The sequence below is a fragment of the Sphaerisporangium sp. NPDC049003 genome (genome assembly GCF_043197795.1).
Taxonomy (GTDB): domain Bacteria; phylum Actinomycetota; class Actinomycetes; order Streptosporangiales; family Streptosporangiaceae; genus Sphaerisporangium.
The window spans coordinates 79,579-103,424 of the sequence record NZ_JBICTU010000021.1 but is presented as its reverse complement, the minus strand read 5'-3'; the positions used below and the strand labels follow the sequence as shown (position 1 = coordinate 103,424).

Sequence of the window (23,846 nt, the reverse complement as noted above, 5' to 3'; positions counted from 1 at the left end):
ACCCGTTCGCAAGGACCGCGCCGCCACGTCAAGCTGAGGGACATCTGGATGGTGCCCTTGTGAGTAGGAGTTCAGAAGTCGAACTCGTTCGCGCGGACGCCGACGAGGAAGGCGTCCCACTCGGCTCGGGTGTAGACGATGACGGTGCCCTCGGGGTGATGGCTGTGCCGGACGGCGATGCGACCGGTGCCGTCGAGGACGGGGCCGGCCTCCACACAGTCACTGCCGCCGTTCGGGCTGAAACTACTGATGTGCCACGCGACACGGGGCCGCTGATCGGAGGCTGACATCGTCGCCCCTGCCTTCCGTCCGTGGGTTACAGGATCGCGTCCGCAGCCGCCCGGATGCGGATCGCCGACTCGTCCAAGTCGAGGCAATGATCGCGAACGCGGTCAAACTTCATGATAAGTCGCTCGACGCGTTCTGTTTCGACGTAAATGCCACCCGCAGGGGTGTCCACGTACCCGACCTCGGGAAACGGTTCAGGCATCTCGAAGATGAGAAACGTGCCTTCGGGGCTGGGATGGACATGTGAAGTGAAGGGCAGCACCCGCACACCGATGTTAGGACGTTTCGCCAGTTCGACCAGGTGTTTGAGCTGCTCCCTGAGAACGTGCGGCCCGCCGGGTGCGCGATGGAGCAAGCTCTCGTCGAGCACGGCCTCGATGTCGGGCGGCTCCGGGGCGGCGAGGATCCTCTGCCGATCCAGACGAAATCGGGCGCCGAAGGGCGTCAAGGAGGCGTTGGTGTCAGCTCCGCGAATCAACGCTTCCATGTAACCGTGAGTCTGCAGTAGGCCGGGGATCACCACGAGATCGAAGGAGTAGATGCGGCGGGCGCGGCTCTCGATCCAGGCGTAGTCGATGATCAACTTGGGCAGGTCTTCGGAGTACCCGTCCCACCAGCCCGTCTGCCATACCTCCGCCGCAAGTTGAATCAACCCCTCTCGTCGGGTGGGGTCGACGACCCCATAGAGGTCCAGCAGCGCGGTCACATCCGGGAGGCGGATCGGATAGATGCCTGCCTCGAAGCGGCTCAGGGTCGGCCCTTCGCGTTGGATGCGTGCAGAGGCGTCCTTGAGTGTGAGGCCGGCCCCTCACGTAGTTCCCGAAGTTGCCGCCCGAGCCACTGGGCGCGCAAGGCCGGCGCCGCAGGCGGGCACGGGCTGCTGCGCACGGCCCCGATCCCTGTCGACGGGCACACCATGAACCCTGACAGTCTGCTGCGCTACCTACAGATCAAGGTCCACCACCTCATCCAGGACCAGGAATGGGAAAGCATCCGCGTCGTCGGCGGCTACGACCGCCTGGCCGTGATCTCTCGGTACGAGAAGATCGGCAAGCTGTTCAACATCGAGCGGCCCACCGCCGAAGTCCACAGCCGTGACCTGGTCATCAAGGCGTTTCCCGGTGCCGACTACGTACACCACTACGCGCTGATCATCACCACCTACCTGGCCATGACCGGTCGCGCGGCCGGGACCGTCACCTACCAGCCGCCGGAAGAGGCGGCGTGCCGCGCTGCCATCGAAGGGCTCGACCTCGATCTGGACGGCGATCTCGTGATCGTCGGCTGGGGCCTTCAGCACCTCGCCCCCGACGACGGTGTGTGGACCCGCGGAAAGGGTTACGCCTGGCAGCGCGCCGTCGTGCACGGCCGCCGAGTGGTCTACCTCGGCTTCCTGCACAGCATCTGGGGGCGATGTCGCCGGCCGTGTCGTCGCACGCCTGGCCGAGCTCGGTGCCCGCGACGTCGTCTACGTCGGCAAGGTCGGGGCGCTGTTCCCCGAGATCGTGCCGAACACGCTCCTCGCCACCGGTAACGAGAGCCTCGTCGGCGGTGCTCTCGTTACCTGGGACGACTTCTTCGGTGAGTTCGCCGCCGCCCAGCCCGGCGTGCACAGCGGCCTCCACGTCACCTCCGCGTCGATTCTGCTGGAGAACCGTGACTGGCTGGCCAAGCATGCCGAGTACGCCTTCGTCGACCCGGAGATCGGCCCTATGGGGGCGGCCGCGCTCCAGGCGGGGATCAGATTCGGCTACCTCCACGTCATTTCCAACAACCTGGCCCAGCACTACCCCGCTGACCTGTCCAATGAGCGTCACGGCGACGTCATCCGGCGGCGCACCGTTCTGGTTGACCGGATCCGCGGAATCATCGCGGACCGCTTGGCCGGCCGCCCGATCCGAACCCTTGGAGGAAGTCGACCATGACGATCGCAGCGCACTCCGCCGCCCCCGCACGCGGGCGGGAGATCACGGTCACCGGCATCGATGGGGCCGGCAAGTCCACCCTCGCCGCCCGCCTGCACCAGGCCCTCAACGACGCCGGCCACCCAGCGATCCTCGTCGGCAAGCACAGTACCGAAGTCCCCATGGACGCGGAGCTGTCCGCCTACCTCGACCGCCTCAACGCGCTGGTCTACCGCCGGGACGCACGCGTCGCCCAGGCGTGCGATGATCACTACTGGCTGCTGGCGCTGGCCGCCTGGTACACCCTCCAGGACAAGCTCGTCATCCGGCCCGCCCTGGCCGTCGGCACCCACGTGATCCTCGACAACGCCCACCACAAGATCCTCGCCCGGTACGCGGTCAACCCGGACGTCCCCACCCACCTCGCCGAACAGGTCTTCGCCCACCTCACCGAATCCGACCTGGTGATCTTCCTGCGGATCGGCGCCCGCGAAGCCCTCCGGCGCAAGGGGGAGTTCACCTCCCTCGAGACCGGCCATTCTGGCAGCGGCGACGAGGACTTCATCCGCTACCAGAGCACCGTCCTCGCCCAGCTCCAGGAGCAGGGCGAGCGCGGCGGCTGGCTGTCCCTGGACGTCACCAGCATGGACCGCGACACCGTGTTCAAGACCGCAGCCGACGCCCTCACCGACCGCCTCCAGCTCACCGTCTGATGGCGCCCGCCTCATCTCCCGTGGAACGCACCATGCCAGTGCCCCTTGCCGACAGCGGCGAGTACATCTGCCACGGCATCACCTGGGCCACCGGGGACCCCCGGCTGCTGCTCGCCCCCCTGCCCGGCGGGCCGCTGGTCTACGCCGAGTTCATGCACCGGCGCCTCGGCTTCCGCGTGACCGGTACCGGCAGGTGGTGCACCGGCCGGTACCAGTTCGCCGACACCGTCCGCGTTGAGGCCCTCGCCTGCCCCGACCGCGCACCGGCCGTCCAGAGCGGGCAGTGCACCCAGTGCGCGGGACGGGACGATTTTCGCTTCGCCCACCAGTTCCACCAGCGGGGCCACGCCCCCGAAGCACTCCAGCGGTACATGGCCCAGCCACACTGGCTGTACGCCGCAACCTTCGCCGACGGCACCACCAAGGTCGGCACTGCGGCCGAGCCGCGCAAGCGCTCCCGCCTCGACGAACAGGGGGCGCTGTTCGCGACCTACCTGGCCCACAGTCCGGACGGCCGCACCGTGCGCTACCTCGAAGATGCCATCACCCGCCACCTGGGCATCCCCCAGACCGTCCGGGCAACCGCCAAGCTCAAGGCCCTGGCCGACCTCGCCGACCTGCCGACCGCCGAAGAAGCCCACCGCAAGACCGTCGACCGCGCGGCCAAGACGTTCGCCGAGCTCGGCACCGCGACCGTCCTGGAAGCCTGGACCCCGCCGCACGAGGGCGACCAGCTGCGCAACCCCGGTGGCGCGCGGGCGCTGTACCCGCACAAGGTGGACGAGGGCGAGCACGGCTTCACCCTGATCTCCTGCATCGGCTCCCAGGCCCTCGTCGTATCGGACAGCGACAACGACCTGGGCTACCTGCTGGACATCGGCACGCTCAAGGGACGCCGCATCACCCTCGGTGGCGCGTTCACCTCGCCCGCCGCCGCCGTCCAGGCCTCCCTCTTTTGACCCCCGGCCCGCCCCCGCTGCACCAGGCGGGCCCTCCCTGCGAAGCGAGACACACTATGCCCCAGGATGCTCTCTTCGGCTGGGACGAGGACACCACCGCCGAGGCGTACGCGGCGTTCACCCGCGACCATCCCATGTACAGCTCCACCAGCCGCGACCTCGCCCGCCGGGCCCACCTCGCCGACAGCCGTCTGGTGATCGACCTGTGCGGCGGGACCGGTGCGACCGCCGAGGCGATCCTCGCCTTGGGGCCGGCCGACGCCCGGGTCATCTCCCTCGACAGCGTCCCGGCCATGCAGCGCATCGGCCGCCGCACCCTGACCGACCCGCGGCTGTCATGGGTGACCGCCCCGGCCGAGGACCTCGCCCAACACGCCCCAGTCGGCGGCGTCGACGCCGTGGTGTGCAACTCGGCGATCTGGAAGACGAACACCCCGGCGGTGTTCGCCGCGGTCCGTCGCGTCCTGCAGCCCGGCGGCCGGTTCGTCTTCAACGTCGGAGGCGGCTTCGCCGACGTGACCCACCCCAACGAGCAGACCGGCCGCACCGGCCCCTCGCTGAACACGCTGATCCGCCAGATCGCCGCACGCGACTACGGCTACACCCCGCCTCCGGCGGCCGACCGGGACGGCCCCAAGCTGTCGCCGGAGACCATCACCGAGCAGCTGGCCGCCGCCGGGCTGACCGTGGTCGACACCGAGGTCACGGCCCAGCACAGCACCATGGCGGAGAAGAAGGCGTGGCTGTCCATCCCCGTCTTCGCCCGCCCGGACGGCGACTTCACTCACGCCCAGCGCATGGACATCCTCGCTAAGGCGTACGCCCAGACCAGCCCCGACGCGCCGACCGTCACGAGCTGGCTCGTCGTCGTCGCCCAGCGCCCCGGGGGCCGGCTGTGACCCAGCAACCTGCCGAGGCTGCGCCAGCGCGCTGCGACCACACCAGCTCGTCACCATGCCCGGCGAGGCCCTCGACCGGATCGGCGAGGTGATCTGACCATGTCCCGCAGCCGATGGTCAGCGCGCCCCGACAGCCACCAACCGGGCCATGTGCGCCTGGATCCGGTCGCGATCCTCGGGAAACACCGACTCCCACTCCTCATTGACGGCGAACCAGCGCGGCGGCTGCCCTCTCTCCCCACCCAGCGGCGCATCGAGACCAACGATCGCGGCGTACGACAGGCCAAGCGTCGGCGACCAGTCCGAGCGGTAGGAACGCACACAGACCGCGGCCGGCACCTCCAGCAGTTCCGCGTGCAGCCCGGTCTCCTCGACCAGTTCACGTGCTGCGGCGGCACGGGGAGTCTCTCCCGGCTCGACCTTGCCACCGGGCGGCACCCAGCCGCGCACCCGGTGCTTCACCAGCAGGACGTGCCCGAAGTCCGGATCGGTTACCCAGACATCCGCCGCCAGCGGCTCCATCGGGTGTCGACGCGCCTGCTCCAGCCAGGCCCGCGCACCGTCGAACTCAAGGGCCGCCAGGCCGACATCGACGGCCGCCGCATTCAAGATCGTCTCTTCGTTCTCGCGATGGATCACCCCGCACACCTTATGTCGTTAGCCTCCGTACGGAACGCCAGCCACCGACACGAACACGGCTCAGGAAAGGGAGACTTGCCATGCATCGTGAAACGGCCAAACGCGAGGCCTGGATCGTCCTAGGCGGAATCCACCTGCTCAACCAGACCGCGCCACGCCAGCCGGACGACCCCATCGTCCTGGTCCAGGTCCCACCCCAGGAAGTGAGCACTTCCCCGACTACCACCGTGGTCGTCCACTGGGACGCGCTCGGCCCCTGCCCCGTCCGCCCGCTGACTGCCTCCGGCGACGCGCTCGCACCGGGCCGTGAGATCGACGGCAGCGCCCTCTTCCCCGACGCCATTGCCGGCCCCGACCTGATGGCGATGACCGGCCCCACCTCGGCTCCCGGCCTCGTACCGCTGTGCTACCTGGCGCAACACGCCGCGGCTACCACGTCTTCGCCCAGATCCGCTTCCACCCCGAGGACGCCTGCTTCATCCGCACCACCCCCATGCCGGTTGGCGACGGACCGGTGGAGGCCCTGCGCTGGCTGAACCCCGCACTCGACGTCCACGCCTCCGCAGTACTCCGCCTCAACAACCACAAGCGGTACTTCCAGACCCACTTCGCCGGGACCGAGCAGGAGCACAAGTACAACCTGGTGCCGGGAACGGATATCTGGGCCGCCGCCATGGAGCTGCTGAAGGCTCTGCGTCACGGCGTCCTGGACGGCTGCCAGCCGGAGTACCGGATTTGGGTCAGTACCAGGCCTTTACTCAAGTTTGGCTCTCGCGCTTTCGCCGAGAGGGTGGGCCGAACTGATCGTTTAGACGCGAAAACTGTTCACCCCGGGTGCGTAGTCGCGGTTCACCGGCCGGCGCGAAACCCACGAGAGCGCGGGACCGGTCCGCAGGTAAGGTTCATTTCGCTCGAAATATGTGTGCCGGCTGGGTTGAAGGGCGTTCGGGGGTCTCATCTGAGATTCTGGAGGGGGCGATGAGTTCAGGTGGCGCCGTGACGTACGACGTGGTCGTGGTGGGGGGCGCCGGGGTCGACACGACGGTGTACGTGCCGGAGTTGCCGCTGCCGTACGCCGACACCTACGGCGTGCCGCCCGTGGTCGATCGCATCGGCAACACCGGAAGCGGGGTGCTCCTCGGCTGCCACGCCCTCGGCCTGCGGGCCAGGCTGATCGACCTGATCGGAGACGACCCGCAGGGCGCGCTCATCCGCGCCCACCTGGCCGCGCGCGGCGCCGACTTCGGGTGGGAGATCGTGCCCGAGGGCACCAGGCGCAGCGTGCTGCTGGTCGGCCCCGACGGGCGGCGGCTCTCGCTGTACGACCCGCGCGCCGCGGCCGGGCAGCGCCTGCCCCGCGACCTCTACCTCCCCGCGATCAGCCGGGCGCGGCATGTCCATGTGTCCATCACCGACTTCTCCCGCCACCTGTACCCCGAGCTGCTGGAGCTGGGGGTCCCGGTCTCGACCGACCTGCACGACTGGGACGGCGTGAACGACCACCACAAGGACTTCGCCTACTCCTCCGACGTGGTCTTCATGTCGGCGGTCAAGCTCCCCGACCCGGGTCCGGTGATGCGCGACATCCTGGCGCGTGGCCGTGCGTCCCTGGTCGTCTGCACGGCGGGCGCCTCCGGGGCGTACCTCCTCGGTGACGCCGCAGGTGAGCCCGCGCTGCTCCCGGCCGCCCCGCTTCCCGGCCCGGTGGCCGACAGCAACGGAGCGGGCGACGCGTTCGTGTCGGGGTTCCTGTACGGGCGCCTGCGCGGCCTGCCGCCGGAGGAGTGTGTACGCCTCGGCGCGGTCGCCGGCGCGCACGCATGTACCTCCGAGGGCACCCACGAGAGCCCCATCGACGAGGAGACCCTGCTCAAGCGCCTGCCCCCGGCCTGAGCGCGACCGGGCCCACTTCAGGACGGTCTCACCTCAGGACGGTCTCACCTCAGGACGGGTCCGCGTCAGGCCAGGCCCGCTTCAGGACGGGTTCACTTCAGCAGGCCGACTCCGCGGGCGATGACGAGCACCGACAGCAGGAGGGCCGACACCGACTCCGTCGCCATGAGCAGCTTCGCGCGCGCCGACAGCGGCATCGTGTCGGTGGGGCTGAACGCCGAGGAGTTGGTCACCGACACGTAGAAGTAGTCGACGAATCCGGGTGTCCAGCCCGACTTCACCGAGGATCGCGCGGCCACCTCGCCGATGGCGTCGTGGTCCTCGTCCTGCGGGAACCGGAAGTCGGCCACCGGCAGCTTCCGGCCCCGCGCCTGTGTGCGCTGGACGGGCCCGCCCCGGTCGAGCTCCCAGTACGCCATCGCGAAGATGATGATGTTGGTGAGCCATACCTGCCCGGCCGCGAGCAGCAACTGCTTGCCGTTGTCGGTCCGCCCGGCGACGAGCTGTTCCACCAGCAGCACCAGCGCCACCGTGTTGGTCACCGCTATGAGGAGCACGAGCCCGATGGACAGGCGCCGCAGCAGGCGGTTCTCGCGGCGCATCCGCCAGGGGTTCACCGCGACCAGGGGGACGAACAGCAGCAGCTCCAGCGCGGGCACGACGAACCTCGGCCCGAGAATGAGGTGGCTCGGCAGCGCCGAATAGAGGGCGATGGCCACCACCACCGCGCACGCCGCCGGGAGCCGGGGCTCCCCGGGGTGCCCCTGCCGCTCGGCCCGCTGTCCCGGAGGCGGGTCGTCGTCCTGCTCCGAACGCTGATCGTCAGCGCGCTGCCCCGTGTCCTGCTCGGCTCGCTGCGCCATCTCCGGGCCTTCTCCCTGGTCGTCGCCAACCACCGCGCGCCGCGCGGCCAGGCCCGTGACGTACGAGCCGGTCAGAGCCGTCTGCCCTGTTCGGAGCGGTCTAGGCCCACGAACCGGGGGAGCATTCCCTGATCTACACGGTGAAGGCCCCGGCTCGTACGAGAATCCCGGTTCACCCGAAGGCGTGTTCCGCTTTCACAGATGACGGATCTTCACAGGTGGCAGAACTTCAGAGATGGCAGATGACGACCAGGCAGCTTCTGATCTCGACGTCGTCGATGACGGGACCAAAGCCGCCGGGGACGGTGCTGGAGAACCGCACGGTGGTGGACAGGCCGTTCGCGACGAAAGTCACCTTCTGCCGGGTGTAGCCCATGTCGGAGAGACGCGTCCCCGTGGTGTCGAACGAGAACTTGCCCACCACCTGGTCGTCGATCCGGATGTCCCCGGTCTTCACCACCGGTGTGCCCGCCGGATTTCCCGAGAGCCGGTAGCCGATCTCGTACTTGACCAGCGGGAGCGTGCTGAAGGTCTGGGAGACCGCGCCGGTGCCTGAGCCGTTCAGGTCGAGCGACTGGACACCGTCGGCCGCCTCCCAGAACCCCTGGCCCACCAGGTCCACGGTGCCGGCGGTCACGTTCCACGCCCCGATGGACTGGCCCGAGGAGAAGGTCTGGAACGTGTTCGGCCTGACCACGGGGGTCTCGAAGCTGCCGTCGCTTCCCGCGGTCGCGTCGGCGGGCGCGGCCGTCACCGTGGCCAGCCCGGCCAGGGCGCCCACCATCCCGGCACTGGTGCGCAACCGCAGCCACCGGTCGCCCAGCCGTGCCCGGCGAGGGCGCCGCCCGGCCACGTGACCTTCCATCTGGGTGCTCGGAACGGTCATCGTCGTCCTTCCCTTCCGTACGCCGCGTTCACGCCGGAGCGTCATGACGACCAACTCCCGGACCGGTGAATTCACGGTCCGGGCGGTGCCACGATCAGGAAGATTAGCGTCCGGCCCCATGCGAGCCCCGGTGGCCCGCGTTTCGCCGGAGTCAATTATTGGTATCCGGAAAAGCCGCTCGCTGTTCTCCGCTTGTTAGGGGGAGCGCGGCGTGGGAAGTGGCGGGTGCCAAGAACATCTGCTGGGCGTCGCCGGCTTCCGCGGGCGGTCCGGCGGACCTCGCAGGAGCGCATCGCTAGGCAGGTCATCATGGAGAACGCAGTACGGACCCTGGTACCGGCGCGGCTGGACCGGTTGCCGTGGTCGCGGTTCCACACGCGGCTGGTCGTCGCGCTCGGGGTCGCGTGGGTGCTGGACGGGATGGAGATCACGATCGCCAGCGCGATCGGGTCGGTGCTGCAGGACAGGCAGACGCTCGGGCTGTCGGCCGTCCAGGTGGGGTTCACCGCGACCGTCTACCTGATCGGCCAGGTGGCGGGCGCGCTGGTGTTCGGGCGGCTGTCCGACCGGTTCGGCAGGCGCAGGCTGTTCGTCCTGACGCTGGGGCTCTACCTGGTCGCCAACGGGATCACCGCCTTCTCGCCCAACCTGGCCTTCCTGCTGGTCTTCCGCTTCTTCGCCGGAGCCGGCATCGGCGGGGAGTACGCCGCGATCCACTCGGCCATCGACGAACTGATCCCCTCCCGATACCGGGGCCGCGTCGACCTCGCGGTCAGCGGCACGTACTGGCTGGGCGCGATCATCGGCACGGCGAGCACGTACGTGCTGCTCAACCCCGACGTGCTGCCCCTGGACCTCGGCTGGCGGATCGGGCTGCTGATCGGGCCGGTGCTCGGAGCCATGATCTGGGTGCTGCGCCGCCACCTTCCCGAGAGCCCGCGCTGGCTGCTCATGCACGGCAGGCACGAGGAGGCCGAGGAGGCCACGCGGACGGTCGAGGAGGCGGTCGCCGAGAGCGGGCGCGAACTGCCGGCCGTGGACGAGGACAAGGCCATGGAACTGCGCCCGCACGGCGCCCCGTCCTACCGGGAGATCCTGAGGGTGGTCCTGCGGGAATACCCCAAGCGCACGTTCCTCGGCGTGACGATGATGGTCAGCCAGTCGTTCCTGTACAACGCGATCTTCTTCACCTACGTCATCGTGCTCAACACGTTCTACGGCGTGTCCGCGAGCGACGCCTCCAAGTACCTCCTCGTCTTCGCGGTGGGCAACCTCGCGGGCCCGTTCCTGCTGGGGCCGCTGTTCGACACCATCGGGCGCAAGCCGATGATCTCCAGCACCTACATCGTGTCCGGGGTGCTGCTCGCGGTCACGGGGTGGCTGTTCAAGGAGGGCATGCTCACCGCGACCACGCAGGCCCTGCTGTGGTCGGTGATCTTCTTCGTCGCCTCGGCGGCGGCCAGCGCCGGTTACCTGACCGTCAGCGAGCTGTTCCCCCTGGAGATCAGGGCGCTGGCGATCGCGTTGTTCTTCTCGATCGCCCAGGGGGTCGGCGCCCTCGGCCCCGTCCTGTTCGGCGCGCTCATCGGCGACCAGGACCACCCCGACCCGTCCCGCCTGTTCTACGGCTACCTGCTCGCCTCGGGACTGATGGTGGCGGCCGGGATCGTGGCGCTGTTCTGCGCGGTGAACGCCGAGCGCCGCTCCCTGGAGGACCTCGCGCCCTCCCTGTCGATGACCGACGCCAAGGCGGGCGCCGCGGCGACCGGGTAGCTACGCTGAGTGACCATGGAGACGGTCGTCCGGAGTCTGGTGCCCGCGCGGCTCGATCGGTTGCCGTGGTCGCGGTTCCACACGCGGTTCGTGGCCGCGCTCGGGGTCGCGTGGGTGCTGGACGGGATGGAGATCACGATCGCCAGCGCGGTCGGGTCGGTGCTGGAGGACAGCCGCACCCTCGGGCTGTCGGCGGTCGAGGTGGGGATCACCGCGACCGTCTACCTGGTCGGCGAGGTGATCGGGGCGCTGGTGTTCGGGCGGCTGTCCGACCGGTTCGGCAGGCGCAGGCTGTTCATCCTGACGCTCGGGCTCTACCTGGTCGCGAACGGGATCACCGCCTTCTCGCCCAACCTGGCCTTCCTGCTGTTCTTCAGGTTCTGGTCCGGGGCGGGCATCGGCGGTGAGTACTCCGCGATCCACTCGGCGATCGACGAGCTGATCCCCTCGCACTACCGGGGCAGGGTCGACCTCGCCGTGAGCGGCACGTACTGGCTGGGCGCCATGATTGGCACGGCGAGCACGTACGTGCTGCTCAACCCGGCCGTCTTCCCCATCAACCTGGGCTGGCGGCTCGGGCTGCTGATCGGGCCGCTGCTCGGGGTGGCCATCTGGGTGCTGCGCCGCCACCTTCCCGAGAGCCCGCGCTGGCTGCTCACGCACGGCAGGCAGGAGGATGCCGAGCGCACCACCGCCGAGATCGAGGCCGCCGTCGAGAACGGCGGAGCGCCGCTCGCCCCGGTGGACGAGGGCCGCGCCATGGAGTTCCGCCCGCACGGAGCCCCGTCGTACCGGGAGATCGCCCGGGTGCTCCTGCGGGAGTACCCGAGGCGCACGTTCCTCGGCGCGACCCTGATGATCAGCCAGTCGTTCCTGTACAACGCGATCTTCTTCACCTATGTCCTGGTGCTGAGCACGTTCTACGGCGTGACCCCCCATGACGCCTCGAAGTACCTCTTCGCGTTCGCGCTCGGCAACCTCGCCGGGCCGCTGCTCCTCGGGCGCCTGTTCGACACGCTCGGCCGCAGGGTGATGATCTCCAGCACCTACATCGTCTCCGGGACGCTGCTCGCGGTCACGGGGTGGCTGTTCAAGGAGGGCATGCTCACCGCGACCACGCAGACGCTGCTCTGGTCGGTGATCTTCTTCATCGCCTCGGCGGCGGCCAGTTCGGGCTACCTGACCGTCAGCGAGCTGTTCCCCCTGGAGATCAGGGCGCTGGCGATCGCGCTGTTCTTCGCGGTGGCCCAGACGTTCGGGGCCCTCGGCCCGACGATCTTCGGCGCGCTCATCGGCGACCGCGACCATCCGGATCCGACCAGGCTTTTCTACGGTTACCTGTTCGCCGCCGCCATGATGGTGTTCGCCGGGCTGGTCGCGCTCGTCCTCGCGGTGGACGCCGAGCGCAGGTCGCTGGAGCACCTCGCGCCGCCCCTGTCGATGCGCGACGCCGGCTAGCTCGTACGGGTCCGCAGGGCGGCGGCCTCCGAGGCGAGCTTCTCGATCCGGGAGTAGTCGCCGGAGGCGAGCGCGTCGGCCGGGGTCAGCCAGGTGCCGCCGACGCAGCCGACGTTCGGCAGCGCCAGGTACTCGGGAGCCGTCTCCAGGCGGATGCCGCCCGTCGGGCAGAACCGTACCTCCGGGATCGGCCCGGCGAGGGCCTTGAGGTAGGCGACGCCGCCGGCGGGCCCGGCGGGGAAGAACTTCAGCTCGGTCAGCCCGCGCTCGGCGAGCGCCAGGACCTCGGACGCGGTCGCCGCGCCCGGCAGGAAAGGCACGCCGCTGTCCAGCATCGCGTCCACGAGGGCCGGCGTGCTGCCGGGGCTGACCAGGAACCGGGCGCCCGCGCCGGTGGACGCCGCGACGTCGGCCGGGGTCCTGACCGTGCCCGCGCCGATCACGGCGTCCGGGACCTCGGCGGCGATCCGCGCGATGGCGTCGAGGGCGCAGGACGTGCGCAGCGTCACCTCGATGACGGGAAGGCCGCCCGCCACAAGCGCCCGGGCGAGCGGGACCGCCGTCTCCACGTCGTCGATCACGACGACCGGGACGACAGGGGCGAGATCGAGGATGGTCACGGGGCCGCGCTCCTTGTTGCAGGGGTAACCGACGTTGCAGGGCTAAGCGACGTTTCGGGGGTGACGGGTGTTCGGGGGGAGGCGACGGCGGGCTCCCGCCCCGTCACGCGCCGGGCGAGCCAGGCCCCCGCGCCGGTCAGCGCGGGCTGCTCGGCCACGATCACCGTGGTCGCGATCTCGCTCAGGTAGTCGGACAGCACGAGGTTCGCCTCGAACCGGCGCCGGAAGTCGCTCTCCTGGATGCGCCTGACGATCCTCGGCACGATCCCACCCCCGAGATACACCCCGCCGCGTGCGCCCAACGTGAGAGCGACATTAGCCGCGAAGCTCCCCAGAAGACCACAGAACACTTCAACCGTACGCGCGCACAGCGAATCGTCCACCCGCGCCACGATCTCCGAGGCGGGGAGCGGGGCCACGGGGGTGCCGTTCACCAGCGCGAGCCCGTGGCGCAGCCGTACGAGCCCGGGGCCGGACAGCAGGTGCTCGGCGTCCACGAACGACATGCCGTCGGCCCGCAGCGCCCGTACGACCTCGATCTCCAGGCCGGTGACGGCGGGCACCGCGACGTGGCCGCCCTCGCCCGGCACGGGCACCCAGCCGTCCCCCACGGGGACCAGCCCGGCGACGCCCAGCCCGGTGCCGGGACCGAGCACCGCCTTCACCATGTCCGGCGCCGGGGGCGGGCCGCCGAGCGAGGCCAGATCGCCGGCGGCGAGGTGCGGCAGGGCCAGCGCCAGCGCCTCGAAGTCGTTGAGCAGCTCGACGTGCGGGATGTCCAGCTCGCCGACTGAGCCGGTCCAGCCGGTGTTGGTCAGGCGGTAGCGGTCGGCGTTCACCGGGCCGGCGATCGCGAGGCACGCGGCGGAGGCCCGCACCCCTCCGGCGTGGTCGTCGAGGTAGGAGCGCACCGCGTCCGGCAGGCCGTCGTACTCGGCCCCGGCCAGCACGGTGACCCTGCCGGGACGCCCGCCGGGCCGGGTGACCAGCCCGAAGCGCGCGTTGGTGCCGCCGACGTCGGCGACCAGCCAGGGGCTCTGCGGGGACGGAAGGGGGATCGGGCTCACGCGCGCCCCTCCACGCCGCCGGAAACGAGGGCCTCCGTACGGCCTTCCGCGCCGTCGAGGGAGAAGACCTCCGTACGGCTTTCAGCGCCGTCAAGGACGAGGGCCTCCGTACGGGCTTCCGGGCCGTCGAGGACGAGACGGCTTTCCGCGTCGTCGAAGGTGAGGACCCCCTCACGACCCTCCGCGCCGTTGAGGGCGAAGATGCCGGCGCCGCGCTCGGCGGGACCCGCCGCGCGGCGGAAGGCGGCGAACAGCTCGCGGCCGGTGCCCACCCACTCGTCGTCACGCAGCGGCCGGCCCTCGGGTGTCCGGGCGGCCAGCTCGGCCTCGGGGATCAGGATGTCCAGCGTGCCCGTCCTCGCGTCGAGCCGGATCGGGTCGCCGTCCCTGACCAGCGAGATCGGGCCGCCGTCCGCCGCCTCCGGGGACAGGTGGATGGCCGCGGGCACCTTGCCCGACGCCCCGGACATGCGGCCGTCGGTGACGAGCGCGACCCGCTGCCCCCGGTCCAGCAGCACGGCGAGCGGCGGGGTCAGCTTGTGCAGCTCCGGCATGCCGTTGGCGCTCGGACCCTGGTAGCGGATCACCGCGACGAAGTCCTGCGCGTCCAGCTCGCCCGCCGCGAACGCCGCCAGCAGCTCGGACTGGTCGTCGAAGACCTTGGCGGGGGCCTCGATCACCTGGTGCTCGGGGTTGACCGCCGACACCTTGCTGACCGCGCGGCCGAGGTTCCCGCTGAGCATGTGGATGCCGCCGTCGGCCGAGAACGGCTCGGCGACCGGGCGCAGCACGTCGAGGTCGGCGCTCCGCGTGGCCCGCTCCTCCCAGACGACCCCGGTCTCCGTCAGCTCCGGCCCGCCCCGGTAGAGGCCGAGTCCGCACCCGGCGACCGTCAGCACGTCCTCGTGGAGGAGCCCGGCGTCGAGCAGGTCGCCCATCAGCACCTGCATGCCGCCCGCCGCCTGGAAGTGGTTCACGTCCGCCTGGCCGTTGGGGTACATCCGGGTCAGCAAGGGGACGACCGACGAGAGCGCGGCCAGGTCGTCCCAGAGCAGCTCGATGCCGGCCGCGGCGGCGATGGCGACCAGGTGCATGGTGTGGTTGGTCGAGCCGCCGGTGGCGAGCAGCGCCACGGCCGCGTTGACCAGGGCCTTCTCGTCGACGACCTCGGCGACCGGGGTGTACTCCTCCCCGTGCGCGGTGATCTCGACCACACGCCTCGCCGCGGCGCGGGTGAGACCCTCGCGCAGCTCGGTGCCGGGGTTGACGAACGTCGCGCCCGGCAGGTGCAGGCCCATGACCTCCATGAGCACCTGGTTGGAGTTGGCGGTGCCGTAGAACGTGCAGGTCCCCGGGGAGTGGTAGGACGCGGCCTCCGCGTCCAGCATCGCGCCCCGGCCGATCTTGCCCTCGGCGAAGAGCTGGCGGGTGCGCGCCTTCACCTTGTTGGGCAGCCCGGAGGGCATGGGCCCGGCCGGCACGAAGATCGCGGGCAGGTGCCCGAAGTGCAGCGCGCCGATCAGCAGCCCCGGCACGATCTTGTCGCAGACGCCGAGCAGCAGCGAGCCGTCGAACATGTCGTGCGAGAGCGCGATCGCCGTGGCCATCGCGATGACCTCCCGGCTGTAGAGCGACAACTCCATGCCCGCGCGGCCCTGGGTGACGCCGTCGCACATCGCCGGGACGCCGCCCGCGAACTGCGCCACGCCGCCCGCCTCGCGCACGGCGTCCTTCAGGATCGCCGGGTAGGTCTCGTACGGCTGGTGCGCCGACAGCATGTCGTTGTACGCCGACACGATCGCGACGCCGGGCCTCTCGTTCCCGCGCAGGGCCAGCTTGTCGCCGGGCGAGCAGGCGGCGAAGCCGTGGGCGAGGTTGGCGCAGCCGAGGCTCGCGCGGGCCGGCCCCCGCTCCCTGGCCTCGCTCGCGGCGGCGCCGACGCGCTCAAGGTAGGCCGTGCGGCTGCGAAGGCTGCGTTGGGCGAGGCGCTCGGTGACCTCCTGTACGGTGCGGTTCATGGCAGGTCCTCCTCGTGCCAGGCGCGGCCGCTGCGGCCGAGCAGTTCGTGGGCGGCGGCCGGTCCGCTCGTACCGGCAGGGTAGGTCTCGGGGAGCGCCGCCGACGACTCCCAGGTAGCGATGATGGGATCGATCCAGCTCCAGGCCGCCTCGACCTCGTCGCGCCGCATGAACAGGGTCGGGTTGCCCGACAGGACGTCCATGAGCAGGCGCTCGTACGCCTCGGGCACGCGGGTGCGGAAGGTGTCGGCGAAGCTCAGGCTGAGCGGGACGGGCCGGGGGACGACCTCGCCCGCGCCCGGCTCCTTGGCCATGATGTGCAGGTGGATGCCCTCGCTCGGCTGGAGGCGCAGCACCAGCCGGTTGGGGCCGCCCCCGGGAAAGATCGAGTGGGGCACGTCCTTGAACTGGACGACGATCTCCGAGCGGCGGTAGGGCATCCTCTTGCCGGTGCGCAGGTAGAAGGGCACGCCCGCCCAGCGCCAGTTCTTCACCTCCGCGCGGATGGCGGTGAAGGTCTCCACGCGGCGCGACGCGTCGGTGGGCGCGGTTTGGTCGGGCTCGTCGAGGTAGCCGGGGACGGCCTGCCCGCGCGACTCCCCGGCGACGTACTGCCCCCGCACGGTGAACCGGTCGGCCTCAGTGCCGGAGATCGGCCGGAGGGACTGAAGGATCTTGACCTTCTCGTCGCGGATGGACTCGCGGTCGTTGCGTGACGGCGGCTCCATCGCGACCAGGCACAACAGTTGGAGCAGGTGGTTCTGCACCATGTCGCGCAGCGCGCCCGCGTGGTCGTAGTACCCCCGCCGCCCCGGCGTGCCGACCGACTCCGCCGCGGTGATCTGGACGTGGTCGATCCACAGGGAGTTCCAGATCGGCTCCAGGAACGCGTTGGCGAAGCGCAGCACGAGCAGGTTCTGGACGGTTTCCTTGCCCAGGTAGTGGTCGATACGGAAGATCTGGTGCTCCTGGAAGATGGCGCCGACCTCGTCGTTGATGCGCCGCGCGCCCGCCAGGTCGCGGCCGAGGGGCTTCTCCAGCACCACCCGGGAGAGCGGGGTCACCAGGCCCGCCTCGTGCGCGCCCCTGCAGAACGGGCCGAAGGTCATCGGCGGGCTTGCCAGATAGAAGATCCTCGCGGTGTTCTCCCTGCCGGCGAGCAGGTGGGTGAGCGCGCTCCAGCCGGCGTGGTCGGGGCCGCCCACGTCGACGGACACGTGGTGGAGCCGCCGGAGGAACCGGTCCCATCCCTCGGCGTCGCCGGCGTGCAGGCCGGGCCGTACCTCGGCCTCGACCTTGCCGCGGAAGTCGGTATCGGTGAGCCCGCCTCGCGACATGGCGATGATGCGGGTCTCCGGCGCGAGCCGGCCGTCGCGGTCGCTGTGATACAGGGCGGGGAGCAGCTTCCGCATCGAGAGGTCGCCGGTGCCGCCGAACACGATCAGGTCGGCCACGTGCGCCGTGGTGCGCCCGGACACCGCCGGGGCGGAGGGCCCGGGATCAGCGGAGGCCGCCGGCGGGGCGGAAGGCGCGGACGCCATCGAGGGCATCGACGGCATAGACAGCGTCGACGGCACGGTCGACGGCGCGGTCGACGGCGCGGTGGAGGGCGCGAACGCGGTCGGGGGTGCGGGCTCAGGCACGGGGGAAAGCTCCGTAGATCTACCAACTAAGGACAGACCGGACACTAGCCCGATCTTTGGTCACACACAACCGCAGTTTTGGCATTTAAGATGAGGAGCTTAGGAACTTAAGATTACAAAAGAGGTGTGATTGACTTGGCCGATGGGTCGACGATCAGCGTCCGCGCTCGCCAGCGGCGGCGAGGTGCTCCACCTCATCCGCACCGGTGAGGCGGTCACGAGGGCGGACATCGGCAGGGTCACCGGGCTGTCGCGCCCGGCCGTGGCGCTGCGCGTGGCCGGCCTCCTCGAACGCGGCCTGGTCGTGGAGGACACCGAGGGTCCCTCCACCGGCGGCCGGCCCCCGGCCAGGCTCGCCTTCAACGCGGCGGGCGGGGTGGTGCTCGTCGCCTCGCTGGGCGCCAGCCGTACGCAGATCGCCCTGTGCGACCTCGCGGGTCGCGAGCTGGCCCGCACCGACCTGGAGATCGACGTCGAGCGCGGCCCCGGCGTGGTGCTGCCGCTGCTGATGGACGTCTGGGCCGACCTGCTGGGAGACCGGCCGATGTCGGACGTGCGGGGCGTCGGGCTCGGCGTGCCCGCGACCGTCGAGTTCGCGGCGGGGCGCACCGAGAGCGCGCGCGTGATGGCGAGCTGGACCGGCGTGGTCATCCCGCCGCTCATCTCGGCGCGCTACCCGGTGCCCGTCTTCGTGGACAACGACGTGAACGTCATCGCCATGGGCGAGTACCGCGAGGCGTACGCGCGGGAGGTCGCCGACCTGCTGTTCGTGAAGGTGTCGACCCGCATCGGCGCCGGGGTGATCGCCGGGGGCGAGATCCTGCGCGGGGCGCTCGGCGCGGCCGGGGAGATCGGCCACATCCCCGTGCGCGACGGCGGGGGAGTGCTGTGCCGGTGCGGCAACGTCGACTGCGTCGACTCGGTGGCCAGCGGCACCGCGATCCTGCGCGACCTTCGGGCGCGGGGCCGGGAGGTCTCCTCGCTGGCGGACGTGGTCACGCTGGTGCGCGCGGGTGACGCCGAGACCATGACCGTCGTGCGCAGGGCCGGACGGCTGCTCGGGGAGGTGATCGCGAGCGCGGTCAACCTGCTCAACCCCGCCGTGGTGGTCCTCGGCGGCGACGTCGCGGAGAACTTCCAGCCGCTGGTCTCCAGCGTCCGCGAGGTGGTCTACCGGCGCTCCACGGCGCTGTCCACCCGGAGCCTGCGCATCGAGCGCAGCCGCCTCGGCGCCGGCGCGGGCATCACCGGCTGCGCGGTCATGGTGATCGACCACATCCTGGCCCCGGAGGTGGTCGACGCCTCCATCGACGGCACGGGGCCGTTCGAGGCGGCCCATTCCGCGTGGCCGCCCCACCCGGTGGGCTCGGCCGGTTAGGCGGGGAGGCGGCCGGGCGGTGTGGTCAGTGGGTGCATATCAGGCAGCTCAGGGCCTGCTCCAGAGCCTCGGGGCCGTCGACCGGTGAGGGCCAGGGCACCCGGATGAGCGTGGGGTCCTCGATGCCCGAGCGCACGGTCACGCCGTAGCGGTCGAGCTCCCACAGCCAGACCTCCGGCGCGGGCTCGCCCAGCATGGTCTGGACGGCCCGGTGGAGCTGGTCGCGGTGGGACTCGTTCACGTGGCGCAGGATGCGCTCGGCCGCGTCGAGGAACGGGTCTGGTCCGGCGCCGAGGTAGTCCTCGGCGTCCAGCATCCCCGACTCCTGGCCTGTCAGGTAGATCACGTAGCCGACGTCGACGCGGAACAGGCGGGGGCCGCGGGGGTCTCCCTCGACGGCCGCGAACAGCGCCTCGTCCGGGCAGCGCCCCGCCACGGCCACGGCCGCGTCCCTGGCCTGGTCCGCGGGCACGGCCTGCGCCCAGCCGTGCACCTTGAGCAGGCCGCGGGGGTGGTCGATCCCGCCCAGGGTGCGGGTGGCGGCGAGGTCGACGGTGACGACCACGTCGTCGGAGGCGGGGATGGCGTGCAGAGGCTCGCCTGGCTTGACCAGCAGGAGCGGCCGGCCGGCGGCGTCGACCCCGCCCCGGGCGGCGTGGGCCGAGCCGTCCAGCGAGACGTGGGTCGGCGCGGAGGCCGTGGCGAGGCTCCGGATACGTTCGGAGATAGGGGGGACCGTCACGTGCATGGCGTCGGCTCCTTGGGTTCGAGTTCGCGTCACACGGCGATTTAAGGTTAGGCTTCCCTTACTTAGGCATACCTAATCACAGCGAGGTCATCGTGCGCTACACCGGACCGAAAGTGCGCCTGTCCAGGCGGGCAGGCCTTCCGTTGACCAGAAAGGCCGTGCGCTACTTCGAGCAGCGGCCCTACCCGCCGGGCGAGCACGGCCGCAAGACCAACCGCCGCGCCGCGGGCGACTACAGCCTGCGGCGGATGGAGAAGCAGAAGCTGCGCTGGTACTACGACGTCTCCGAGAAGCAGATGAGGAGGTACTGGGGCCTCGCCCAGCGCCGGCCGGGGCGCTCGGGCGCCGAGCTGGTCTCGCTGCTGGAGAGCCGCCTCGCCTCGCTGGTGCTCCGCTCGGGGCTCGCCCCGTCCATCTACGCTGCCCGCCAGTACGTCAACCACGGCCACATCACCGTGGACGGGCGCAAGGTCGACATCCCCAGCTATCTCGTACGGCCCGGCCAGACCGTCGCCGTACGGCCCAGGTCGCGCGCCATGCAGCCGTTCGTGGCGGCGGCCGAGGGCACCTACGCCGACGAGATCACGGCGCCCTACCTGGACGTGGACCTGCGCGAGCTGACCTTCACGCTGCTCAGCACGCCCGAGCGTCAGCAGGTCCCCGTCCTTGTGGACGAGCAGCTCGTCGTCGAGCACTACTCCCGCTGAGCCGAGCCGCGTCAGCGCATGGAGGAGGCGCTCTCGGGAGTGGGCATGGCCTCGCGCAGCGCCGCGATCTCGGCGCGCAGCGCGGCCAGCTCGGCGGCCAGCTCGGCGGCCAGTTCGCCGGGCAGTCCGGGGGGCGCGCTCTCGCCGCGCTCCCGCTGGTGCTCCTCCTCCATCGCGCTCACGACGACGGCGATGAACAGGTTCAGCACGACGAACGTGCAGATCAGCACAAATATCACGAAGAACACCCACGCCGACGGGTGGTGCTCCATGACGTCCCGGTTGATGTCCGACCAGCCGTCCCCGGTCATCGTCTGGAACAGCGTGAACAGCGACGTCGGCAGGTCGCCGAAGTAGTCGGGGGAGGCCGCCCCGTACAGCTTGGTGCCCATCACCGAGGCCACGTAGAGCACAAGGGCCAGCAACAGGGCGATCGAGGCCATGCCGGGAACCGCGCTGAGCAGCGCCGACACCACCCGGCGCAGGCTCGGCACCACCGAGATCAGCCGCAGCGCCCGCAGGATCCGCAGGGCGCGCAGCACCGACAGCCCACCGGCCGCCGGCAGGAGCGAGACGGCCACGATGACGGTGTCGAAGAGGTTCCACGGGTCGCGCACGAAGCGCGCCCGGTCGGCGTACATCTTCGCCAGCAGCTCGGCGACGAACACGTACAGCGCGGCGTGGTCGACAATGTGGAGCACGGTGCCGTACGACGCGAGTATCGAGGGCGAGGTCTCCAGGCCCAGGGTCGCCGCGTTGACCACGATGACGGTGATGATCGCGCGCTGGAACCACGTCGATTCGAGGGCCTGACGTACACGATCACGCATGGGGATGAGCACTCCTGAACTCAGAAGATCGGAATGCGCAAGATCCTAGGGTCTCCACGGGAGTCTCGCGGTGCGCCCGCGTGCGCGGGACCCTATGGGGTGCCCGTCCGGGGGGAGAGGCGGAAGACGCGGAACTCCCGGTCGGAGCTTCCGGTGTAGTCCTCGTACACCGGCCAGTGGCGGGTGAGAGCCTCCCACGCCCGCTCGCGGTCGGTCCCGGCGAGCAGGTGGCCCGTCACCGGGATCACGCGCCCCCGGAAGGTGACCGTGGCCCGCGGCGTCTTGATGAGGTTGCCGCTCCAGGCCGGGTGGCGCTCCTTGCCGAAGTTGCTCCCGACCACCAGGAACGCGCCGCCCTCCTCGGGCAGGCAGGCGAGCGGGGACCGGCGGGGCTCGCCGCTCTTGCTGCCGGTCGTGGTCAGCAGCAGGTGGGGGATCATCTGGTCGCCCAGCAGGAGACGACCTCCGCTGACCCGGTTGAGGAACCGGTCGAGGGGAGGGACGATCTTGGGCGCCACCAGGGAGAATCCCCGGCTGGTCGCGAGCCGGCGGAAGAACGGGCGGAGCGCGACGCTGACGCGCCGCATGACCCCGCCGCTGGACGGCTGCTGCACCATGGCGACCTCGTGTCCGGCTCCGGCCCTCGTCGGCCCGGCCAAGGCTAACCCCTAGCAAGCGCTCGGTCAAAGGTCTGCGGGCGGGCCGTACCGCTCGGTCAAAGGTCGGCGGGCGGGCCGTACGGCTCGATCGGGGGGTCCGCGTACGGGCCGCCGTCCGCCGGGGTGACGCGGTCGCCGGCGTCCTCGGTGACGCGCAGCGCGTAGAGGCCCTGGGCGGGGTCGAGCGGGACCAGGCCGTAGGCGGTGTCCACCTCGTCCTCGTTCAGGCCCAGTTGCCGCATGGCCTGTTCGAGGGTCGCCTTCGGCGGGAGCTGTACCGTGACCAGGACCATGCCCCCCACGCTACGCGCCGCCCGGCCCCGGTACGCGCAGGGCATCTCACAGCGCGCCGCGCACCGCCCGTCGTTCGAGCGCCCGCAGGACCGCCGTGGTGTCGGCGATGCCGTAGCCGTAGTCGTAGTCGAAGCCCACGTCGCTGCGATCGTCGGCGGTGCGGTGAAGCAGCGTGCGGAGCTGCCCAGGGGAAAGCCGGGAGGCGGGCCAGCGGGTGCGGATCGCGGCGACGAGCCCGGCCGCCACCGGGCAGGCCGCCGAGGTGCCCGAGTCGGGCCGGCCCTCGCCGAACGCCTTCGAGCCGGAGAAGTGCGTGTAGGTGCAGATGTCGGGCTTGCGGTCGCTCAGCCGTCCCGGCCCCTGCGAGGAGTAGCCCACCCGCTCGCCGTTGGTGTCGACCCCGCCGATGGACAGGACCTGCGGGTGGGAGTTGGCGCCGACGATGGGACGGCCCTTGTAGGCGCACCGCCGGTCCTTGCACTCGGACCCGCAGTTGCCGGCCGCGAACAGGATGTCGGCCCCCGCCTGCTCCAGGCTGCCGACGATTATGTTGAACGGGTGGGCCGCGTTGTCGGAGTAGTTCCCCGGCTGCCCGGGGGCCAGATCCCACTCGGGGGAGAACGACCCCCAGCTGTTGCTGATGACCAGGGCCCGGGTCGCGGCGGGCTGCGCTTCGAGGACCGTGCGCAGGTGGGCGAACGCCGCCACCGCGTCGGAGAGCAGCCCGTCGATGGCCGTGCCCCCCTGCCGCCGCGACAGCAGGACCGGGACGTCGATCAGAGAGGCGGCCGGAGCGGCGATCAGCGCGTCGAAGGCGCACATCGTGCCATGGTCGACCGCGAACGACCCGGCCTTTCCGGAGACCCCGCCGGGAGTCCAGCTCCGTTCGCCGTCGATCGTGACCTCTTTGCCCAGTTGGTGGGTCACATGGGCGGCGTTGATGCCGGTGTCGCACACCGCGAGCGCCACGCCCGTGCCGTCGTAGCCCTCCGACTGGAGCCGCGTCACGTCGAGCAGGCGGGCGACGTCCTGCCAGGTGCCCACGGGAGGGGTGCCGCCGCAGGTGAGGCTGGTCTCGATGACGGGATCGGCGTAGATGCCCACCACGTCGCGACGGCCGCCGGGCAGCAGCGCCAGGCGCGCGGAGCCCTCGTCGTCGGAGATCTCGCCCCTCACCAGCACCGACGCCTCCTCCGGCGCCATGGAGAAGACCAGCGGCTGGTGCAGCGACAGAGGGTCGCCCCCCAGGGTGGCGGGCTGGGCCCTCGGGAGCGCGACCGGGGTGAACGAGTGGTCGAGCGCGACCCCGGGAAGGCCGTCGGTGACGTCGGCGGTGGTCGCGACGAGGCCGGGGGCGGCGACGGCGGCCACGACGTCGGGGGAGGGACGGAGCTGGATCAGGACCCGCATGAGGACACCACCCTGAGATCGCGAAGACGAGACGCCACAACGTTCCTGCATCCGCCACGACCGCGTCCACCAGCAGAAATGCCACGTCAACGTGTAATTCACCGCGAAGGCATGCGAAGCATCGTGGGAAATTTCCGGGCGTCATCCGTCCCGAACGCGGTCGCGCGTAAGGCTTCCGCCGGACGCGGTGGTTGACT

At 70.8% G+C, this 23,846-nt stretch carries 25 protein-coding genes; 11 read left to right on the top strand and 14 right to left on the bottom strand.

The window, feature by feature from the left end; genetic code table 11:
* Positions 1-71: 71 nt before the first annotated feature.
* On the bottom strand, positions 72-290 hold the full coding sequence (locus ACGFIV_RS23200; RefSeq protein ID WP_358556405.1) for a DUF397 domain-containing protein: 219 nt from the start codon (positions 288-290) through the stop codon (positions 72-74).
* Positions 291-316: 26 nt separating this feature from the next.
* A complete protein-coding gene (locus ACGFIV_RS23195; protein ID WP_392837574.1) occupies positions 317-994 on the bottom strand; it encodes a DUF5753 domain-containing protein in 678 nt (225 codons plus the stop codon).
* Between the two features lie 210 nt (positions 995-1,204).
* On the opposite strand from ACGFIV_RS23195, the gene ACGFIV_RS23190 reads away from it, so the two are divergent.
* From ACGFIV_RS23190 to ACGFIV_RS23170, 5 genes are read left to right on the top strand one after another with little or no spacing between them, the layout of a single operon-like run.
* A complete protein-coding gene (locus tag ACGFIV_RS23190; protein ID WP_392837572.1) occupies positions 1,205-1,822 on the top strand; it encodes a hypothetical protein in 618 nt (205 codons plus the stop codon).
* Complete coding sequence (locus ACGFIV_RS23185) at positions 1,794-2,213, top strand: hypothetical protein (RefSeq protein WP_392837570.1); 420 nt, start codon at positions 1,794-1,796, stop codon at positions 2,211-2,213. Before ACGFIV_RS23190 ends, ACGFIV_RS23185 begins: the two co-directional genes overlap by 29 nt.
* Entirely contained in the window at positions 2,210-2,905 is a 696-nt protein-coding gene (locus ACGFIV_RS23180) for a dTMP kinase (protein WP_392837568.1), read from the top strand. Before ACGFIV_RS23185 ends, ACGFIV_RS23180 begins: the two co-directional genes overlap by 4 nt.
* Positions 2,906-2,937: 32 nt before the next feature.
* On the top strand, positions 2,938-3,864 hold the full coding sequence (locus ACGFIV_RS23175; protein WP_392837566.1) for a DUF2797 domain-containing protein: 927 nt from the start codon (positions 2,938-2,940) through the stop codon (positions 3,862-3,864).
* 56 nt (positions 3,865-3,920) lie between these two features.
* Positions 3,921-4,763, top strand: a complete 843-nt coding sequence (locus ACGFIV_RS23170) for a class I SAM-dependent methyltransferase (RefSeq protein ID WP_392837564.1) — start codon at positions 3,921-3,923, stop codon at positions 4,761-4,763.
* A 117-nt stretch (positions 4,764-4,880) separates the two neighbouring features.
* Here the strand turns inward: ACGFIV_RS23170 and ACGFIV_RS23165 are convergent, their stop codons facing one another.
* On the bottom strand, positions 4,881-5,402 hold the full coding sequence (locus ACGFIV_RS23165) for an NUDIX hydrolase (RefSeq protein WP_392837562.1): 522 nt from the start codon (positions 5,400-5,402) through the stop codon (positions 4,881-4,883).
* A gap of 80 nt (positions 5,403-5,482) precedes the next feature.
* On the opposite strand from ACGFIV_RS23165, the gene ACGFIV_RS23160 reads away from it, so the two are divergent.
* Entirely contained in the window at positions 5,483-5,938 is a 456-nt protein-coding gene (locus ACGFIV_RS23160) for a hypothetical protein (protein ID WP_392837560.1), read from the top strand.
* A 442-nt stretch (positions 5,939-6,380) separates the two neighbouring features.
* Positions 6,381-7,295 carry a carbohydrate kinase family protein gene (locus ACGFIV_RS23155; RefSeq protein WP_392837558.1) on the top strand — a complete coding sequence of 305 codons (915 nt, stop codon included), beginning with the start codon at positions 6,381-6,383 and terminating at the stop codon, positions 7,293-7,295.
* Between the two features lie 92 nt (positions 7,296-7,387).
* On the opposite strand, the gene ACGFIV_RS23150 is transcribed toward ACGFIV_RS23155, so the two are convergent.
* Both ACGFIV_RS23150 and ACGFIV_RS23145 read right to left on the bottom strand, forming a co-directional pair.
* A complete protein-coding gene (locus ACGFIV_RS23150; protein ID WP_392837556.1) occupies positions 7,388-8,158 on the bottom strand; it encodes a hypothetical protein in 771 nt (256 codons plus the stop codon).
* Between the two features lie 229 nt (positions 8,159-8,387).
* On the bottom strand, positions 8,388-9,044 hold the full coding sequence (locus ACGFIV_RS23145) for a choice-of-anchor C family protein (RefSeq protein ID WP_358555458.1): 657 nt from the start codon (positions 9,042-9,044) through the stop codon (positions 8,388-8,390).
* Positions 9,045-9,353: 309 nt separating this feature from the next.
* Here ACGFIV_RS23145 and ACGFIV_RS23140 point away from each other — a divergent pair, with 309 nt between their 5' ends.
* Together ACGFIV_RS23140 and ACGFIV_RS23135 are read left to right on the top strand one after the other, a co-directional pair.
* Entirely contained in the window at positions 9,354-10,817 is a 1,464-nt protein-coding gene (locus ACGFIV_RS23140; RefSeq protein WP_358555455.1) for an MFS transporter, read from the top strand.
* A 15-nt stretch (positions 10,818-10,832) separates the two neighbouring features.
* On the top strand, positions 10,833-12,275 hold the full coding sequence (locus tag ACGFIV_RS23135; protein WP_392837553.1) for an MFS transporter: 1,443 nt from the start codon (positions 10,833-10,835) through the stop codon (positions 12,273-12,275).
* Here the strand turns inward: ACGFIV_RS23135 and eda are convergent.
* The 4 genes from eda to zwf are packed head-to-tail and all read right to left on the bottom strand — an operon-like array spanning position 12,272 to position 17,458.
* A complete protein-coding gene (gene eda, locus ACGFIV_RS23130) occupies positions 12,272-12,895 on the bottom strand; it encodes a bifunctional 4-hydroxy-2-oxoglutarate aldolase/2-dehydro-3-deoxy-phosphogluconate aldolase (RefSeq protein WP_358555449.1) in 624 nt (207 codons plus the stop codon). The genes ACGFIV_RS23135 and eda overlap by 4 nt on opposite strands.
* Positions 12,892-13,962, bottom strand: a complete 1,071-nt coding sequence (gene glk / locus ACGFIV_RS23125; protein WP_358555446.1) for a glucokinase — start codon at positions 13,960-13,962, stop codon at positions 12,892-12,894. Before glk ends, eda begins: the two co-directional genes overlap by 4 nt.
* Positions 13,959-15,980: a phosphogluconate dehydratase gene (gene edd / locus ACGFIV_RS23120; protein ID WP_392837550.1), complete on the bottom strand. Its 2,022-nt coding sequence runs from the start codon at positions 15,978-15,980 to the stop codon at positions 13,959-13,961. The genes glk and edd overlap by 4 nt, the downstream gene beginning before the upstream one ends.
* Positions 15,977-17,458: a glucose-6-phosphate dehydrogenase gene (gene zwf, locus ACGFIV_RS23115; protein WP_392837646.1), complete on the bottom strand. Its 1,482-nt coding sequence runs from the start codon at positions 17,456-17,458 to the stop codon at positions 15,977-15,979. Before zwf ends, edd begins: the two co-directional genes overlap by 4 nt.
* A 307-nt stretch (positions 17,459-17,765) precedes the next feature.
* Here zwf and ACGFIV_RS23110 point away from each other — a divergent pair, with 307 nt between their 5' ends.
* Positions 17,766-19,001, top strand: a complete 1,236-nt coding sequence (locus tag ACGFIV_RS23110; RefSeq protein ID WP_358555441.1) for an ROK family transcriptional regulator — start codon at positions 17,766-17,768, stop codon at positions 18,999-19,001.
* 25 nt (positions 19,002-19,026) lie between these two features.
* Here ACGFIV_RS23110 and ACGFIV_RS23105 read toward each other — a convergent pair whose 3' ends face one another.
* Positions 19,027-19,749, bottom strand: coding sequence for a DUF2470 domain-containing protein (locus tag ACGFIV_RS23105; protein ID WP_392837548.1), 723 nt, complete (start codon positions 19,747-19,749; stop codon positions 19,027-19,029).
* 92 nt (positions 19,750-19,841) lie between these two features.
* On the opposite strand from ACGFIV_RS23105, the gene rpsD reads away from it, so the two are divergent.
* The gene (rpsD, locus tag ACGFIV_RS23100; RefSeq protein WP_392837545.1) at positions 19,842-20,456 is read left to right on the top strand and encodes a 30S ribosomal protein S4; all 615 of its coding nucleotides are present in this window, start codon (positions 19,842-19,844) and stop codon (positions 20,454-20,456) included.
* An 11-nt stretch (positions 20,457-20,467) separates the two neighbouring features.
* Here rpsD and ACGFIV_RS23095 read toward each other — a convergent pair whose 3' ends face one another.
* The 4 genes from ACGFIV_RS23095 to ACGFIV_RS23080 form a co-directional block, all read right to left on the bottom strand.
* Positions 20,468-21,286 (bottom strand): ion transporter, encoded by an 819-nt coding sequence (locus ACGFIV_RS23095; protein ID WP_392837544.1) that lies wholly within the window; start codon positions 21,284-21,286, stop codon positions 20,468-20,470.
* 92 nt (positions 21,287-21,378) lie between these two features.
* Positions 21,379-21,945, bottom strand: coding sequence for a nitroreductase family deazaflavin-dependent oxidoreductase (locus tag ACGFIV_RS23090; RefSeq protein WP_392837542.1), 567 nt, complete (start codon positions 21,943-21,945; stop codon positions 21,379-21,381).
* A 56-nt stretch (positions 21,946-22,001) separates the two neighbouring features.
* Positions 22,002-22,238: a hypothetical protein gene (locus ACGFIV_RS23085; protein ID WP_358555426.1), complete on the bottom strand. Its 237-nt coding sequence runs from the start codon at positions 22,236-22,238 to the stop codon at positions 22,002-22,004.
* A 46-nt stretch (positions 22,239-22,284) separates the two neighbouring features.
* Positions 22,285-23,649 (bottom strand): S8 family serine peptidase, encoded by a 1,365-nt coding sequence (locus ACGFIV_RS23080; RefSeq protein WP_358555423.1) that lies wholly within the window; start codon positions 23,647-23,649, stop codon positions 22,285-22,287.
* Between the last annotated feature and the right edge of the window lie 197 nt (positions 23,650-23,846).

Excerpts from the sequence above, each read along its gene's own strand:
- ACGFIV_RS23200 (WP_358556405.1), bottom strand. The coding sequence starts at position 290 with ATGTCAGCCTCCGATCAGCGGCCCCGTGTCGCGTGGCACATCAGTAGT.
- ACGFIV_RS23190 (WP_392837572.1), top strand. The coding sequence starts at position 1,205 with ATGAACCCTGACAGTCTGCTGCGCTACCTACAGATCAAGGTCCACCAC.
- ACGFIV_RS23180 (WP_392837568.1), top strand. The coding sequence starts at position 2,210 with ATGACGATCGCAGCGCACTCCGCCGCCCCCGCACGCGGGCGGGAGATC.
- ACGFIV_RS23175 (WP_392837566.1), top strand. The coding sequence starts at position 2,938 with ATGCCAGTGCCCCTTGCCGACAGCGGCGAGTACATCTGCCACGGCATC.
- ACGFIV_RS23170 (WP_392837564.1), top strand. The coding sequence starts at position 3,921 with ATGCCCCAGGATGCTCTCTTCGGCTGGGACGAGGACACCACCGCCGAG.
- ACGFIV_RS23160 (WP_392837560.1), top strand. The coding sequence starts at position 5,483 with ATGCATCGTGAAACGGCCAAACGCGAGGCCTGGATCGTCCTAGGCGGA.
- ACGFIV_RS23155 (WP_392837558.1), top strand. The coding sequence starts at position 6,381 with ATGAGTTCAGGTGGCGCCGTGACGTACGACGTGGTCGTGGTGGGGGGC.
- ACGFIV_RS23150 (WP_392837556.1), bottom strand. The coding sequence starts at position 8,158 with ATGGCGCAGCGAGCCGAGCAGGACACGGGGCAGCGCGCTGACGATCAG.
- ACGFIV_RS23145 (WP_358555458.1), bottom strand. The coding sequence starts at position 9,044 with ATGACCGTTCCGAGCACCCAGATGGAAGGTCACGTGGCCGGGCGGCGC.
- ACGFIV_RS23140 (WP_358555455.1), top strand. The coding sequence starts at position 9,354 with ATGGAGAACGCAGTACGGACCCTGGTACCGGCGCGGCTGGACCGGTTG.
- ACGFIV_RS23135 (WP_392837553.1), top strand. The coding sequence starts at position 10,833 with ATGGAGACGGTCGTCCGGAGTCTGGTGCCCGCGCGGCTCGATCGGTTG.
- edd (WP_392837550.1), bottom strand. The coding sequence starts at position 15,980 with ATGAACCGCACCGTACAGGAGGTCACCGAGCGCCTCGCCCAACGCAGC.
- ACGFIV_RS23110 (WP_358555441.1), top strand. The coding sequence starts at position 17,766 with ATGGGTCGACGATCAGCGTCCGCGCTCGCCAGCGGCGGCGAGGTGCTC.
- ACGFIV_RS23105 (WP_392837548.1), bottom strand. The coding sequence starts at position 19,749 with ATGCACGTGACGGTCCCCCCTATCTCCGAACGTATCCGGAGCCTCGCC.
- ACGFIV_RS23095 (WP_392837544.1), bottom strand. The coding sequence starts at position 21,286 with ATGCGTGATCGTGTACGTCAGGCCCTCGAATCGACGTGGTTCCAGCGC.
- ACGFIV_RS23085 (WP_358555426.1), bottom strand. The coding sequence starts at position 22,238 with ATGGTCCTGGTCACGGTACAGCTCCCGCCGAAGGCGACCCTCGAACAG.
- ACGFIV_RS23080 (WP_358555423.1), bottom strand. The coding sequence starts at position 23,649 with ATGCGGGTCCTGATCCAGCTCCGTCCCTCCCCCGACGTCGTGGCCGCC.